The sequence below is a fragment of the Mesorhizobium sp. M5C.F.Cr.IN.023.01.1.1 genome, assembly GCF_003997585.1.
GTDB lineage: Bacteria > Pseudomonadota > Alphaproteobacteria > Rhizobiales > Rhizobiaceae > Mesorhizobium > Mesorhizobium wenxiniae.
In genome coordinates this window covers 1-15,718 of record NZ_RZSU01000132.1, presented here as the reverse complement: position 1 = coordinate 15,718, position 15,718 = coordinate 1, and the positions used below count along the sequence as shown (strand labels likewise).

The window sequence follows — 15,718 nt, the reverse complement described above, 5'->3', positions numbered from 1 at the left end:
ACGCGCATTGCCTCGGCGCAGCGAGCGCGCTTGAAATGATCGCCTGCGTGATGGCAATCCAAGAGGACGTCGTGCCGCCGACCGCCAACTATCGCGAGCCAGATCCCGCTTGCGACCTCGACATCACGCCCAATGTGCCGCGCGAGCGCAAGGTGCGCGTCGCCATGAGCAACGCCTTCGCCATGGGCGGCACGAACGCAGTTCTGGCATTCAGGCAGGTGTAGAAGCCATGCAAGACGCCTCATTTGAGGTCACCTGTCGTATCTAGCTGCTTGCCGGACCACTATGTGAAGCGAGCGCTATTGGCTGCCTCTGCGATGCGGGAATTGGCAGCGGACGTCTCACGATCAAACAGGCATCTGCTTGTAGAATTCTTTTAATCGTGAAGCGGCGCGAGTGCGCTATCCGTTGAGGTGAGCAAGGCCGGCGCCCTGGGTGAGCTCTGGTGTCGGGTGGTGGAAAGTACAGGGGGAGCTGTGTGGCCACCTCTTTCTCGGCCTCGACGATGTGCGAAGGAGCCTGTGCGGCGAACGGGCCGACGCCCCAGGCTCAGAACCTGGGCGAACCTAACTCCCGCCAAAGGACAGCCCAGAGCTGGATACACGAAAAAGATACTGAACCCGCGAATCAGATTCTGATCAATCGTCGTGTCTGAGCTCCGCTCGGGCTCTTACGGAGATAATCGAGCGGCCCGGCAACGGCCGCGCGTGCCGCGGGCGTGAGCTTTGCGCTTCGTCAGAAGTGCCTCGAGCGTGACGACGATAATTGACCAGCCATATGGAACGCATTCGCCCAGTTATCCAAAGCGTGGATACCTTTCATCTAAACAAAGGATTTTACCGTTTTTGCTGCAGGTCCCATAGAAGCGCTTCAAGTTGGAAAGATAGGTAGTTCCGATGGTTGCGTTGGATCCGAGGAGCATCATCTGGTGTGCGGGGCGTACAAAGTCAGTCGCATCTGCATTGCGGCTTGGTCTTTCGGCGGTCTCCACAAGTTACGCCCCGTTGGGGCGACGCCAATTATTTAACCAATGCTTGGACATTTATCTCAACCGGACAGCTACAAGGTGAGGTCTTCCATGCGCCCGAATGTCGAGTGGAAGTTGTGCTGGGAAAATGAGTTGCAACTGGCCGACCATGTCGAACTCTCCGACTTTTTTCGAAAGACCTATGGACGGACTGGCGCCTTCAACGCGGAGCCATTCGAAGGCGGCCGCAGTTGGGCCGGCGCGAGGCCGGAATTCCGCGCAATCGGCTACGACGCGCATGGGGTAGCGGCTCACATCGGCATGCTGCGGCGCTTCATCAAAGTTGGCGAGGTCGACTTGATCGTCGCTGAATTGGGCCTGTACGCGGTTCGTCCGGATCTTGAAGGGCTCGGAATCGGTTTTTCGATGCGCGTGGCGTACCCAGTGCTCCATCAGTTGGGTGTTCCATTCGCTTTCGGCACGGTTCGGCACGCGCTGCGAAACCATGTCGAAAGATTCTGCAGAGCCGGCCTCGCGAACATTGTGTCGGGCGTTCGCGTACGGTCGACCCGTCCAGACGTGCATCCCGACCTGCCGCCCACGCGCCTGGAAGACGTACTCGTGTTGGTTTCGCCGATCGGACGCTCGATGGACGAGTGGCCGTCCGGTACCCTGATCGACCGGAACGGTCCGGAACTATGAAGCCTCTGGACTACATATGCGAAGGGCAGAGTGACAATGCCGATGGCATTGCAGAGCGCAGCGTCTATCTGACGTTTGACGACGGTCCCAATTCATTTTTCACACCGCAGATACTCAATGTGCTGGCGCAACATCAGGTGCCGGCGACCTTCTTCGTTGTTGGGGCCTACGCGGCCGACGAGCCGGAACTCGTTCGCCGAATTATTACAGACGGGCACGGTATAGCCAACCACACGATGACTCATCCGGACCTGGCTAAATGCGGGCCCGTCGAAGTCGACCGCCAGATAGTTGAGGCAAACAGAGTCATAGGGATGGCTTGCCCGCAGGCCATGGTTCGGTACTTTCGTGCACCGTATGGCATCTGGACCGAAGAAGTAATCGCTGCATCAGCGGGTGCGGCATTGGCGCCCGTCCATTGGTCCATTGATCCACGCGACTGGTCTCGCCCCGGCGTTGACGCCATCGTCGACAGAGTGCTCGCCGATATCCGGCCGGGCGCAATCGTGCTGTTGCACGACGGGTGCGCTCCCGACGAATTGCAACCAGGCAATCAAGCCAGTCTGCGCGACCAGACGGTGACAGCGTTGTCACGCCTAATTCCAGAATTGCACGGCCGCGGATTTGTAATCCGATCACTTCCTCAACATCCCTGAACAAACAGAGATCCTATGGACCTTCTCACCACAGCCAGTACTGTTGCCGTTTCGTCTTATGCGGTGCTCTCGACTGTTTACAGAGGCATGCAAGCGGTCTACTCCCAACCGGAAAATGTTACGCCGCCGTCGGAAAGCTTGTTCGGATCCGACCGTTGGCCGAGCGTGGATGTCATCATCCCCTGCTACAATGAGGACCCGCGCACACTCGCGGCGTGTTTAGCTTCCATCGCAATTCAAGATTACGCCGGAACATTTCAGGTCTATCTGGTTGACGACGGTTCTGGAAATCGTAATGCCGTCATCCCGGTACATCACGCCTACGAGGGCGACCCGAGATTCAATTTCATTCTGCTCCGCGAGAATGTTGGCAAACGCAAGGCGCAGATCGCCGCCATCCGCCGCTCATCTGGAGATTTCGTGCTCAGCGTCGACTCTGACACGACACTTGCGTCCGACGTGATCACGAAGCTTGCAGTAAAAATGCGGGATCCCATGGTCGGAGCGGCCATGGGCCAGCTGACGGCATACAACCGCAGCGACACTTGGTTGACCCGATTGATCGATATGGAATACTGGCTGGCTTGCAATGAGGAGCGCGCGGCGCAAGGTCGCTTTGGTGCGGTCATGTGCTGCTGCGGCCCATGTGCAATGTACCGCCGGTCTTGTCTCCTTTCTCTGCTGGATCAATACGAGACGCAGCTGTTCAGGGGGAAACCAAGCGACTTCGGTGAAGACCGTCATCTTACGATCCTCATGCTGAAAGCAGGCTTTCGAACCGAGTACGTTCCAGGTGCCGTCGCGGCGACAGTCGTTCCGGACAAGATGGGACCTTATTTGCGCCAACAACTCCGCTGGGCACGGAGCACTTTCCGGGACACGATGCTTGCGCGAGGTCTACTGCGTGGCCTGGATCGCTATCTAACTTTGGATGTGATGGGAGAGAATCTCGGCCCATTGTTGCTCGGCATCGCGGTAGTAACGGCGCTCGGTGAGCTACTATTTTCACATACAGTAAATTGGTGGACGGTGCTGGCTATTGTCACCATGACCATAATCAGATCTACGGTGTTATCTTTCCGCACTCGGCAGCTTCGATTCATCGGCTATTCAATGCACGCGTTAATCAGGATATTCCTGTTGATCCCCTTGAAGGCTTACGCCCTGTGTACATTGAGCAATAGCGATTGGCTGTCGCGTAAAAGTGTTCCCCTGCCCAACAGAAGCACAAAGGAAATCACAAGCGCGACGCCGCTTGCCGGAGCAAATGCTGCGGGCAATTCTGGAATTGCGGAGTCACTTCATACTGCAGATCTTTCGCTCACAGCTGGTGAAGTCTGACGGCCTTGCAGCGCCGGGTGACCGAGTAAGTTGTGTCAGTCGACACGTGGTGAAGCTTGTCGAGTTACCTATGGTCAGAACGGGAACTATCTGGAAGCGACACGTGGCATCTTGACGTTAATTCTTTGGCGGAAGCGATACACGCGTCGCTCCGGCCGCGACTTTCCAAAGGTGCCATCTCAAGGCGGTGGCCTGCTCTGAACCAGATTCGTAAGTAAGCTGCCGGTGGCCAATCGGACTCATTCCGCTTGAGATAGACGCATGTCCAATGTAGCAATCGACCTTACCGGCGTAACCAAATTATTCGGAAACAAGCTCGTTGTGGACGGGCTGTCCTTCACCGTTGCATCGGGAGAGTGCTTCGGTCTGCTGGGGCCGAACGGCGCAGGCAAGAGCACGATTGCGCGTATGCTCCTCGGTATGACCCGGCCTGACGCGGGTGATATAACAGTCCTCGGTCTACCAGTGCCGGCACGCAGCCGCTTGGCCCGCAAGGGCATAGGCGTGGTCCCGCAGTTCGACAATCTCGACCTGGAATTTACGGTACGTGAGAACCTGTTGGTGTTCGGGCGCTACTTCGGCATGAGAACAAGAGAGATCAACGCCGTCATCCCACGGCTCCTCGAGTTCGCTCGCCTTGAGAGCAAGGCGGATTCACGTGTCGGCCTGCTATCCGGCGGGATGAAGCGGCGCCTGACGCTGGCACGTGCTCTGATCAACGACCCCCAGTTGCTTGTGATGGATGAGCCCACGACCGGCCTCGACCCGCATGCCCGCCATCTGATCTGGGAGCGACTTCGTTTCCTGCTGGCGAGCGGAAAAACGATCATTTTGACCACCCATTTCATGGAAGAGGCTGAGCGGCTTTGTGATCGGCTGTGTGTTCTCGAGCGGGGACGCAAGATCGCCGAGGGCAGTCCTCATGCGCTGATCGACGAGTACATTGGGTGCAACGTGATCGAGATCTTCGGCGGCAATCCACAGGAGCTGATTTCGCTGATCAGGCCGTACGTTCAGCGTATCGAGGTAAGCGGCGAGACGCTCTTTTGCTATGCGCCTGATCCGGAGGATGTGCGCATCCAGCTTCGCGGTCGAGCGGGTCTGCGTATTCTGGAGCGTCCACCCAGTCTGGAGGACGTTTTCTTGCGGCTAACCGGACGTGAGATGGAGAAGTGAGCAATGGGTGAACGTCTTGCGGCCGCTCTACCCGCCAACGCCTGGAACTGGATCGCGGTGTGGCGCCGCAATCATTTGGCATGGAAGAAGGTGGCATTTGCTTCAATGCTCGGCACCCTTGCTGATCCGATGATTTACCTTTTCGGGCTCGGCACTGGCCTTGGACTGTTGGTAGGCCGCATCGAAGGTGCATCCTACATCGCTTTTCTGGCAGCCGGCATGGTTGCGACAAGCGCGATGACAGCATCGACCTTCGAAACAATTTACGCGGTTTTCGGTCGAATGCGCGATCAGGGCACTTGGGAAGCAATCTTGCACACACAACTTACCCTCGGCGACATCGTTCTCGGTGAATTGACCTGGGCAGCCACAAAGGCCTTTCTGGCCGGTACGACAATTGCGATTGTTGCCGCCGCGCTAGGTTATGCCGCGTGGACGTCGGTTCTCTACGTGCTGCCGGTCATCGCTCTCACCGGGTTCGCCTTTGCGAGCCTGGCCATGCTCGTCATCGCGCTCGCGCCCAGTTATCACTATTTTATTTTCTATCAGACGCTTGTCATCACACCTATGCTGTTCCTTTCGGGCGCGGTTTTTCCAGTCGGCCAATTGCCAGGAGTGTTTCAGCAGATTGCGGCCTTCTCGCCGCTGGCGAATTCTATCGATCTAATCCGTCCGGTGATGCTCGGCCGCCTGGGCGACAATGTAGGGCTGCATATAGGCGCACTTTGCATGTTCGCTGTATTGCCTTTTTTTGTGTCGGCTGGACTGTTTCATCGACGACTAATGCGTTGACGCTTACCTACGCCCATCAACGAGAAGGAGGTCCGCAATGCCGGATTGCAAACTGCCCACAGCGGCCCGGAGGCATGCGTGTGCCAGGAATCGCGAGTGGTACAACAACGCCGAAGCCGGGCGCCACCCAGCCGCTGCAGGCACGCGCCCATCTTCGCGACCACACCTCGGAGTACAGGCTGGGTGGTGAGGCGCGGACCCACCCGGAGCGTTCAAGCGATAGCAGCCAAGCTTCTTGTGCGCGTCCCCAGACCGTCGCGGCCATTATTTAGTTGGATACACATGCAATGACCCACAACGAACCAACTCCTGAGCCTTTTGTGATCCTTGCTATGCCAAGGACCGGAACACACTATTTAGAAGAATTGCTAAACGAGCATCCGACCGTTTTGAGTAACGGTGAGTTGCTAAACGAATATGATCCCAATTGGCCCAGCACGGATCGCCTGCTAGGCACGGATCGCGAGCTTCTTGAGCTTGCCTATGTGCGCTGCCCTATGCGCGACTACAAGAATGTGACGCATCTTGGCTGCAAGATCAATGAACCTCAGTTTCGCGAGCGTCCAGCATTCTTTGCGGAATTAGCTCGTTGGCCAGCACTCAAGGTCATCCTCGTTGTTCGCCGAAACGTATTGGAATCGCTCCGTTCCTTTGTGCAGGCCAGGGAAAGCGGTCAGTGGCTGAAGTTCAGCTCGGACAACGATACCGCTCGGCCACCGAGCGTCAGGTTGTCAATCGCTGACTGTGAGGCTTATTTCAAAGCCGCCGACGATTTTCACGCTCGCGTTATGGACTCCTTCACGTCGACCAACCTGCTTGTAATGGAATACGAGAGCCTTCTTCATGAACCTGCCCAATGCTTGGGAGCGGTTTGGGATTTCCTGGGCGTTCCAGCGCTTGAGCCATCAGATAACGCCATCCTGCAGCGCCAGGAAACGCGACCGCTGGATCAAACGGTGGAGAACTTTGACGAGTTGCGGATTCACTTCGCACGCGGACCTTATTCAAGATTTTTTGACCTCGGAGATTCGATGCGCTCCTACGCTTAATCGCTTGTCCCGCGTGCTCTGATGGGCGTGTAGGATATCCTACAGTTTGCGCGCATTCCGTCGCAAAACTGACCAACCAAAGTCACCAAGACGACAGATATCGGCCGGCATTCGATCTGCGGCGAACATCAAAGGCACGGCCGCAAGGCGACCTGGTCAATTCCCTCTCTGGCGAAGCACTTCTTCACGCGATCTTTGGCGAGCCTTGAGTGCAAATTCCGGCAAAGGTGGAGGGTTCCAGTGCGCAACCCGCACCAATCTCGCTGGACGGGACAGGCCTCCAGTTGGCACGGCGCTTGCTCCGAGATGACAGCAGCGCTCGACCGGAGCGCAGCATGGGAGAAGGAGGAGCCCCCACCCCGATCCGGTCAGGGAGAGAGAAACGGTGTTGGTTCCAAAAGTCCCCCGCGCGATCGCAGCGCCCCGCAAGCGCCATTTTGCCCGGACCTACGTGCAGGTGCTTGCCGCCATAGTCCTGGGTGCCGCAATTGGCTATCTCTATCCGGAAACCGGCCAGAGCCTGAAGCCGCTCGGCGATGCCTTCATCAAAGTCGTCAAGATGATTATCGCACCTGTCATCTTCCTGACAATTGCGACCGGCATTGCCGGCATGAGCGATCTGCAGAAGGTCGGCCGAGTTGCCGCCAAGGCGATGGTTTATTTCCTCACCTTCTCGACGCTTGCACTCGTTGTCGGACTGATTGTCGCGAATATCGTTCAGCCTGGCGCCGGCCTCAACATCGATCCGGCCTCGCTCGATGTCCAAGCCGTTAAGGGCTATGTGGCCACGGCTCACGAGCAGTCCGTGACCAGCTTCCTGATGAACATCATCCCGTCAACGATTGCCAGTGCCTTCGCGGAAGGCGACATCCTGCAAGTCTTGTTCTTCTCGGTCCTGTTCGGCATTGCTTTGGCGATGACCGGAGAGACGAGCAGGCCGGTCGTTACCTTTCTCCAGGCGCTTACCGCCCCCATTTTTAAGCTCGTCGGCATTCTGATGAAGGCTGCACCCATCGGCGCCTTCGGCGCAATGGCCTTTACGATCGGCAAATACGGTATCGGTTCGGTGGCCAACCTCGCGATACTGGTCGCGACGTTCTATCTTACCGCCTTCCTCTTCGTGTTCGGGGTTCTCGGCGCGGTCTGCCGCTACAACGGCTTCTCGATCTTTTCTCTTGTCCGCTACATCAAGGACGAACTGCTGCTTGTCCTGGCAACGTCCTCCTCGGAGGCCGCGCTGCCCTCGCTCATGGAGAAGATGGAGAAGGCCGGCGCCGCGCGTTCGGTCGTAAGTCTCGTCATCCCTACTGGATACTCATTCAATCTGGACGGTACCAATATCTACATGACGATCGCCGCCCTCTTCATCGCGCAGGCGACGAACACAGATTTGTCAATTGCCGATCAGATCCTCCTGCTGCTAATTGCGATGCTTTCCTCGAAGGGTGCGGCAGGCGTCACCGGCGCCGGCTTCATCACATTGGCCGCTACTCTCTCTGTCGTGCCGAGTGTTCCCGTTGCCGGAATGGCTCTAATTCTTGGCGTGGACCGCTTCATGTCGGAATGCCGCGCGCTGACGAATTTAGTCGGTAATGCGGTGGCATCGCTCGTTGTCGCTCGCTGGGAAGGCGAATTGGACCAGTCACGGATGGAAGCCGCTTTCCGCGGTTAGGGTTACATCAAACTGGCTCCCCGCAAGCAAAATCGCAACAGCGCGACGTGTAAGTCGCGGCCTTGCCACAACAGTCGAATTGCCAGCCTCCAAAGAGCGCTGGAAATAGAGTACTAACGCAGTGAGTAATACAACACCATGAAGCCCCTAAGCAAACGAACGGTTCACGGAAACTCATCTGGGTGCGCATGGAGCGCTGTTCGTCGAATGCGCTATCAACCGCCGGGTGTGGGAACTATTTCAGCTTGCCGCCCCAAGCCGTCGCGGGAGCGCACCGGATGATGGAGGACCGGCCGATCAGAATCGCTAGGGGAAAGCGCGTCACAATTGCCGATCTCGCCCGCGAAGCCGGAGTCAGCGTAGCAACAGTCGATCGGGTTCTGAACGTCCGCCTTCCGGTGCGAGAGGAGACCGCCCAGCGGGTCCATGCGGCCGCGCACGCGATCGGCTATCATGCTGCCGGTCTCATCAAACAGCGCTTGCAGCAGCACCTGCCGCACTACAAGCTGGGCTTCATCTTGAGAAAACCTACCCACGATTTCTACCAAGATTTCGCTCGCAAGATCGAAGAGTCGGTCAGTATGGCTAAATCCTTCCACGGCCTTCCGATCATCGAGTTCGCGCAGTCACATTTGCCGCGTGACCTGCTCCCGCTTCTTAAGGACCTTGGGAGCCGCTGCCAGGCGATCGCCATGGTGGCGGCCGATCACCCGAAAATCACAGCATCAGTCGAGGAGCTCAAGGCGAAAGGTATCCCGGTATTTTCGCTGCTATCCGACTTCGCCGATGGCGTGCGCGAGGGCTACATCGGCCTCAACAACAGCAAGGTCGGACGGACTGCCGCTTGGGTGTTTTCCAAGACCGCAAAACGGCCCGGCAAGGTGGCGGTGTTTGTCGGAAGCCATCGCTTCCAGGCGCATGCGACGCGGGAAACGGCCTTTCGTGCGTATTTTCGTGAGAACGCGCCAAAATTCGAGGTGCTTGATGCGCTCGTGAACCTTGATGAACGGCAGCTCACTTACGAAAAATTGCTGGATCTTATGCAGCGGGAACCAGAGCTCGTCGGCTTCTATATGGCCGGCGGGGGGATAGAGGGGGCAATTTCCGCGCTCCGAGAAGAGGGGAGCGGTCAGGATCTCGTCGCGATCGTGAGTGAAATGACGCCGCAGTCACGTGGGGCGCTTGCGGATGACATCTTGACGATGGCGGTCGGCACGCCAATGCGCCGACTTTGCCAGGAGCTGATAATGGCAATGGAGCGGGCCATCAAAGCCGGCGTCGCGGAGAGCCCGGGGCAGACATTTCTGCCGTTCGACATTTATCTTCCGGAAAATATTTGAGCTTGATGGATTTCTATCATGAGCGCCCATTTTCCTTTCACCGATGAAAGGAAAGCTCGATTGACTCGGCCGTCTCTGTCCGATCTGTGAACCGGCGTGGTTCCGTCTTGAAAGAAGCCGGATGCCGAAATGGCAGCCGCGCTTCATGGAAGGAAAGTCAAGCAATGCGCCAGGTATCGCCCCGCTTTGCACTCGATCACATGGCGGCGCCCCGCCTTGACGTCAGTGCGCTTTTCGCGCTTGCCCGTGACCAAGGCCTGACCGACGTCCAAATCCGTTACCCTCATTTCAGCAATCCTGTCGCACGCGGCATTCCGGCTGCGGACGTCCGGTTTGCCGCTACCGAAGCGGGCATCACGATCATCTCTGTCAACGCCTTGCAGCGGTTCAACGACTGGACTCCAACGCGTCAGGCCGAGGCAAGCAACCTCGCCGATTATGCGACGGCGTGCGGGGCGGAGACGCTCGTTTTGGTGCCGGCCAACCGCAGCTCGTGGCCCACCAATAGCGAGCGCCAGGACAATCTTCGTTTCGCTCTAAACGAGATCAAGCCAATCCTCCAGTCGCGGGGTCTGATCGGTCTTATCGAGCCGCTGGGTTTCCGAACCTGCTCGCTTCGATCAAAGAAGGAAGCGGCCGAGGCCGTTGCCGCGGTTGATGGCCAGTCCGTCTTTCGCCTCGTGCACGACACGTTCCACCACACCCTGGCCGGGGAGACATGCCTGTTCTGCGAGCTTACCGGCCTGGTGCACATTTCAAGCGTAAACGACCCGACCTTCTGGATTTACCCCGATCGCTTTCTTGCAGGTTCCGACAATGGCAGCCAGATTCAGGCGCTGCTGGATGGCGGCTACGCGGGACCTTTCTCGTTCGAGCTGGTCGAGGAAGTCCATTCTCTGGACGATCTCGCAGGCGCACTTGCCGCCAGCATCGACTTTATCCGGCGAGGGCTATTGTCGTCAGAGTAGATGGTGACAGGAGTAGTGACTATAGGTGCGCCTGAATTTTCCGTGGGTTCACAGCGGGACAGCCATCCGAGATGCCTCTTGCATCATTATCTCCCGCATCCAGATGCTTGCCGGATCGCTATTGTGGAGGGCCGGCCATTGGAGGGTCTCGGTGAATGTGGGAAATGGCAGCGGAAGTTCGATAACCCGCAGGGGGAACGTGTTTTCGAAATGCCTGACCAGCCGCAAGGGCATGGTCGCTATACGAGCTGTGCCGGACACCATAGGTGGAATCATGCTGAAGCCCTGCACGGCGACCTCGACACGTCTCTTAAGGCCATGCTCAAGCAAAAACCATTCCTCGATAGACGGCTTCATCGTACGCCCGAACCTGACCGCGACGTGCCTCATCGACATGTATCTCTCGAATGTAAGCTGCTGTGGCAGCTGCTTGTTTGTGGGACAGCCTACGCACACGAGCTTCTCGTCAAACAGCGGAACGCTTGAATGCACACTCGACGTGAACATATCCGGTAGAATTAGAAAATCGACGTCACCCCGCCGGAGAAGCTCATCGGGGCTATCGTCGACAGGCAGCAGTTCGAAGCTGACGGCGGGGGCTTCCCGTGCAATACGCTCCACAAGCTTTTCGAAAAACACGAGCGTGACGAAATCGGAAAGAATGATCCTGAAGAGGCGATCGGCTCGAGCTGGGTCAAACGGATCCGAAGAAATAATCGAGCACTGGATGTGCTGGAGAGCGTCGCGAACTGCGGGGGCAAATGCTGCCGCACGCGGGGTTAGAAATCGTTCGCGACCTCTTATCGTAAACAGTTCATCGCGGAAATAATCGCGCAGTCGGGCGACGGCCGCACTCATGGCGGGCTGACTCAGGTTGATCCTGCGTGCCGCCGCCGAGAGATTACGCTCCGTCAGGAGTGCGTCGAGCACAACGAGGAGATTTAGATCAAGTCCTTTGAAACGCATGTCATCAGCCATCCATGGGATGGATGCCTTTAACCGAAACAAACGACTTTAACAATTTAGCATTCTTGCAATCTTTTGTCGCAAAAAGTTTATGATGGATGACGTTAAGGTCCGACATATGAGCCGCGTGATCTGCCGAAGCGAGCAATCGTACGTACTGTGCAGGTCAGAGATTGGCGGTTTGAAATGCCGGGCCGATGGCGCCGGGCTATCAACCAGCGTCTTCGGCGGCCCCGACCTAGCAAGGCGTGGTCCGAGGCGACTGATGGGCGGTTTGATCCTAAGCTGCCGTGAGGCCTGTGTTGTATCGGCGAAGCCAATGCAGCAGTTCGGCAGCGTTTTTGAGAGCTGTTGTAGGCTCGGCCTAAGCCCATTGGCGCAAGCCTGTCTGAACGAAGCGCTTGGCCTTGCTGTTATCCGGTGGTGATCTGTGGTGCCTTTTCGTCCTGCCGTTCTTGTTTTGGAACGCCCTTATGGTGAGCCCATCCGGGACGTGGGGCACCGGGAGCACGAAGGTGCAGGCAGGCCGTCAATAGACCGTGGGCTGAGAGCCCGAGCTCGTTACATCGCCGCCCCTCGCGACTTTCCCGGAGGCGCTGCGAGCGCGGATCAGTAGATGTCGTGTTACCCGCCAGCTCCCGTCTTTGACCGAGCCAAGAAGGAGGAACGGGCATGCGCATCATCGGACTGGATATTCACCGCGCCTTCGCCGAAGCAGTGGCATGGGAGGATGGCAGGCTCAGGCGACTCGGCCGCGTCGACATGCGGCGCGATCTGCTGGCGGCGTTCGCCGCGAAGCTGTCGCCGAACGATGTCGGGGTGATCGAGGCCACCGGCAACGCGACGTCCGCTACGGCTGTGGTTGCGCCGCATGTGAAGAAGGTGGGGATCGGCAACCCGAAACAGGTGCGTATCATTGCCTATGCCAAGATCAAAACGACGATCGAGGCCGACGTTCTTGCGCAGCTCTATGCCAGCGGCTTCTTGCCAGAAGTCTGGATTGCGGACGAGCCGACGCAGGCTCTGCGTCGACAGGTGACACGGCGCAATCAGATTGTCCGACAGAGATCTCGATTGAAGACCGTCATCCAGTCGATCCTTCATAGCCACCTGATCCCGTCCTGCCCGCATGCCGACCTGTGCGGCGCCAAGGGTCGGACCTGGTTAATCGAGCAGGTCGTACCGCAGGACGAGCGCCTCGCGATCGATCGGCATCTGCGCGAGTTCGACCGATTGGGCGAAGACCTCCAGGTCATCGAACGCGATCTTGCCCGCTCGGCTCTCGAGGATGAAGGCGTGAAGCGGCTGATGACCATTCCCGGCGTCGACATCACCGTCGCGCTGGCGATGAAGGCGGCGATCGGCGACGTGTCGCGCTTCGACGATCCGCAGAAGCTCGTGACCTATCTCGGGTTGAACCCAAGCGTCCGACAGTCCGGCCAGGTCCGGCCTACCATGGGCGGATCACCAAGCAGGGCCGTGGTCATGCGCGCGGCATGCTCGTCGAGGCGGCCTGGGCGGCCGCTCGTGCTCCCGGACCGTTGCGAGCCTTCTCCCTGCGGCGTGCGAGCCCGGCGCGGACAGCATGTCGCGGCCGTGGCAACCGCACGCAAACTCTCTGTCGTGATCTGGCATCTGTTGATGAAGGGCGAGAGTTACGCGTGGGCTCGACCCTCCCTGCATGCCAAGAAGCTTGCGCGATGTGGAACTCAAGGCCGGGAGCAAGGCTGTGCGCGGCCAAAAGGGAGCCGCGCACGCCTACAACATAAAGAGCCACCGGGAAGAAGAGCGCCGCTGGGTGGAGCAGGCCGAGGGCGCCTATGCACGCCTCGCCGCCGGTTGGAACCCACGAGGTCCGAAGAGGGTAGGCACGGATGCCGCAAACGAGGCGCGACGATAGAAGCTGCGCGGCAGGGCTCTCATCTCGGACCCTGCTCTTCGCCACGCGGTCGTCCGTGCGCGACAGGAGAATAGCGCAGATTTATCAACAAGGCTCTTGTCGATCACATCAGTGGTCTTGGGCGCTGTACGGCCGGGTGAAGACTTTGCAGGTGGCCCGGAAAGCGTTTGACCTGTAGCGAAGCAATTGTCGTCATTACGCGCTCGACCCGGGCGCCCAGCTTGGCATAAGAGCTACGTGGCCTCAGGAAGCGTCGTCAATGCAGACCATGGACGAATTCCCAGCCGATGCCGAGATGCCGGTCGACCGTGCCTGTCGCCGTCCGGTGATGCGATGCCCCCGAGCGCATGAGTTCGCCCCGGATGCTCCCGGTCACGACGCACGGGTTCGGGTTCCAAGGCGCTCAGTTTGTTCGCGCCTAATCGGTGTAGGGCGCGGCAGAAATACGAGCGTGACGAAATCGGAAAGAATGATCCTGAAGCGGCGATTCGGTAGAGCCGGGTCAAACTATCCGACGAAATAAACGAGCACTGGATGGGCAGGAGAGCGTCGCGAACTGGAGGGCAAGAGCTCCCGGACGCAGCGTTAAGTTTGAATACCTCCGCGGACATGGTCGCGAGCTCATCGCGCAAATAATCGAGCAGCCGAGCGCCGGCCGCACTCATGACCGGCTGGGCTCGGTTAATCTTGCATGCCGCGCCCATGAGGTTGCGCTCTGTCGGGAGTGCGTCGAGCACAACGAGGAGATGTAGTTCACGACCTTTGAAACGCGTGGTCAACTATCCAAAGTGTGGATGCCTTTCATCGAAACAAACGATTTCATCAATGTTGTGGAATCCTGCATGGGCAGAAGCACCTGACGGACACCGATGCCCCACTGCCTCATGGCGTGGCGAGCGTCTTAAGAAACCGCCCGAAAGGAGATTTTTCATGCGCTCTACCGGGCAGTGGAGTGTTGGGAAAGGGAGTTGCAACTGACCGGCCATGTCAAACTGTCCGACTTCTTCCGAGCCTATGGACAGACTGGGAGACGCGCACGGTGTAGCGGCTCACATCGTCATACTGCACCTACGCCACACACCGGCCGGACCTGATCCGGCTTTATGAGCATTGGGCTTTGTCAGTCGCACAAGCGTGGTGGCTATTTTCGCGAGGCGGCGCGCCTCAGGAACTGAGCCGCGTCCAGGTCGAAACGCGGGAAAGAAAGACAGGAAACAGAATGGCCGATCAATTCGCAACGGACGTCATTGCCCTGATCAAGAAACGCGCCGAGTCGGAGAGCGGTGAGGGAATGCCTGCGTCATTCGTCGGCGAGATAACAATCGCCACGGAACTGGACGCGCTCGGGTTCGATTCGCTGGGTTTGGCGGACGTCCTCTGGGATGTGGAACAGGCCTACGGCATCAAGATCGATATGAACACGGCCGATGCCTGGTCCAATCTCAAGAATGTCGGCGACGTCGTGGAAGCCGTCCGCGGCTTGCTTGCGAAGGAGGCTTGAATGGACAGGCGCGTCGTTATCACCGGAGTGGGCGGCCTGTGCGGACTGGGCACTGACGCCGCCTCTATGTGGAAAGAGATGCGCGAAGGCCGCTCCGCCATCGGCCCGCTCGCCAATTCCGAGCTTCATGACCTGGAGGGCATGACCGGCGCTGAGATCAAGGCGCTGCCCGAGCACGACATCAACCGGGGGCATCTCATCTCCATGGACCGCTTCAGCTTGCTCGCCGTGCTTGCGGCGCGCGAAGCCATGCGGCAGGCCGGACTTTCCTGCGACGAAGGGAATGCCCATCGCTTCGGCGCGACAGTGGGCGTTGGATTTACCGGTTCATACGCAACAGAACAAACTTACCGCTCACTGCTTTTGGGTAGCGCAATCCGTGCTGAACTCTTCACTGGAGTAAAGGTGATGCCCAGCGCCGCTTCCGTCCATCTTAGCTTGCGCCTCGGCTTGCGCGGGCCGGTGTTCGGGGTGACCTCCGCATGTGCCTCGGCCAACCATGCGATCGCCTCGGCGGTGGATCAGATCAAGCTGGGCCGGGCCGACGTAATGGTTTCCGGGGGCAGCGACGCACCCTTCGCATGGGGCGTGCTGAAAGCATGGGAAGCAATGCGCGTGCTTTCACCCGATACCTGCCGGCCCTTCTCCGCCGATAGGAAGGGCCTGGTGCTGGGCGAGGGTGCTGGCA

Annotated in this window: 13 protein-coding genes and 2 pseudogenes; 13 read left to right on the top strand and 2 right to left on the bottom strand. The window is 58.5% G+C overall.

Annotated elements, in window-relative coordinates:
- From EOA78_RS31240 to EOA78_RS31195, 10 genes and pseudogenes are all read left to right on the top strand, one after another.
- Positions 1-224 (top strand): annotated as a pseudogene (locus EOA78_RS31240) (beta-ACP synthase); the annotation flags it as partial.
- A gap of 854 nt (positions 225-1,078) precedes the next feature.
- On the top strand, positions 1,079-1,669 hold the full coding sequence (locus EOA78_RS31235) for a NodA family N-acyltransferase (RefSeq protein WP_063169401.1): 591 nt from the start codon (positions 1,079-1,081) through the stop codon (positions 1,667-1,669).
- Positions 1,666-2,325, top strand: coding sequence for a chitooligosaccharide deacetylase NodB (gene nodB / locus EOA78_RS31230; RefSeq protein ID WP_091600617.1), 660 nt, complete (start codon positions 1,666-1,668; stop codon positions 2,323-2,325). Before EOA78_RS31235 ends, nodB begins: the two co-directional genes overlap by 4 nt.
- A gap of 15 nt (positions 2,326-2,340) precedes the next feature.
- Positions 2,341-3,666 (top strand): chitooligosaccharide synthase NodC, encoded by a 1,326-nt coding sequence (nodC, locus tag EOA78_RS31225; protein ID WP_091600618.1) that lies wholly within the window; start codon positions 2,341-2,343, stop codon positions 3,664-3,666.
- Positions 3,667-3,927: 261 nt separating this feature from the next.
- A complete protein-coding gene (gene nodI / locus EOA78_RS31220; RefSeq protein WP_091600619.1) occupies positions 3,928-4,842 on the top strand; it encodes a nodulation factor ABC transporter ATP-binding protein NodI in 915 nt (304 codons plus the stop codon).
- A gap of 3 nt (positions 4,843-4,845) precedes the next feature.
- Positions 4,846-5,634: an ABC transporter permease gene (locus EOA78_RS31215; RefSeq protein ID WP_091600620.1), complete on the top strand. Its 789-nt coding sequence runs from the start codon at positions 4,846-4,848 to the stop codon at positions 5,632-5,634.
- A gap of 287 nt (positions 5,635-5,921) precedes the next feature.
- Positions 5,922-6,683 (top strand): sulfotransferase, encoded by a 762-nt coding sequence (locus EOA78_RS31210; protein WP_024505871.1) that lies wholly within the window; start codon positions 5,922-5,924, stop codon positions 6,681-6,683.
- Between the two features lie 388 nt (positions 6,684-7,071).
- Positions 7,072-8,355 (top strand): dicarboxylate/amino acid:cation symporter, encoded by a 1,284-nt coding sequence (locus EOA78_RS31205; protein ID WP_268929390.1) that lies wholly within the window; start codon positions 7,072-7,074, stop codon positions 8,353-8,355.
- Between the two features lie 278 nt (positions 8,356-8,633).
- The gene (locus tag EOA78_RS31200) at positions 8,634-9,695 is read left to right on the top strand and encodes a LacI family DNA-binding transcriptional regulator (RefSeq protein WP_091600622.1); all 1,062 of its coding nucleotides are present in this window, start codon (positions 8,634-8,636) and stop codon (positions 9,693-9,695) included.
- 164 nt (positions 9,696-9,859) lie between these two features.
- Positions 9,860-10,663 (top strand): TIM barrel protein, encoded by an 804-nt coding sequence (locus tag EOA78_RS31195; protein WP_091600623.1) that lies wholly within the window; start codon positions 9,860-9,862, stop codon positions 10,661-10,663.
- 48 nt (positions 10,664-10,711) lie between these two features.
- Here EOA78_RS31195 and EOA78_RS31190 read toward each other — a convergent pair whose 3' ends face one another.
- Entirely contained in the window at positions 10,712-11,629 is a 918-nt protein-coding gene (locus EOA78_RS31190) for a LysR family transcriptional regulator (protein ID WP_091600624.1), read from the bottom strand.
- Between the two features lie 672 nt (positions 11,630-12,301).
- Between EOA78_RS31190 and EOA78_RS31185 the strand changes: the two genes are divergently transcribed.
- The gene (locus EOA78_RS31185) at positions 12,302-13,603 is read left to right on the top strand and encodes an IS110 family transposase (protein ID WP_236473627.1); all 1,302 of its coding nucleotides are present in this window, start codon (positions 12,302-12,304) and stop codon (positions 13,601-13,603) included.
- 367 nt (positions 13,604-13,970) lie between these two features.
- Here EOA78_RS31185 and EOA78_RS37990 read toward each other — a convergent pair.
- Positions 13,971-14,308 (bottom strand): annotated as a pseudogene (locus EOA78_RS37990) (LysR family transcriptional regulator); the annotation flags it as partial.
- Positions 14,309-14,748: 440 nt separating this feature from the next.
- Between EOA78_RS37990 and EOA78_RS31180 the strand changes: the two are divergent.
- Positions 14,749-15,030 carry an acyl carrier protein gene (locus EOA78_RS31180; RefSeq protein ID WP_029356603.1) on the top strand — a complete coding sequence of 94 codons (282 nt, stop codon included), beginning with the start codon at positions 14,749-14,751 and terminating at the stop codon, positions 15,028-15,030.
- A partial coding sequence (locus EOA78_RS31175; RefSeq protein WP_281034084.1) for a beta-ketoacyl synthase N-terminal-like domain-containing protein occupies positions 15,031-15,718 on the top strand: 688 nt, incomplete at its 3' end.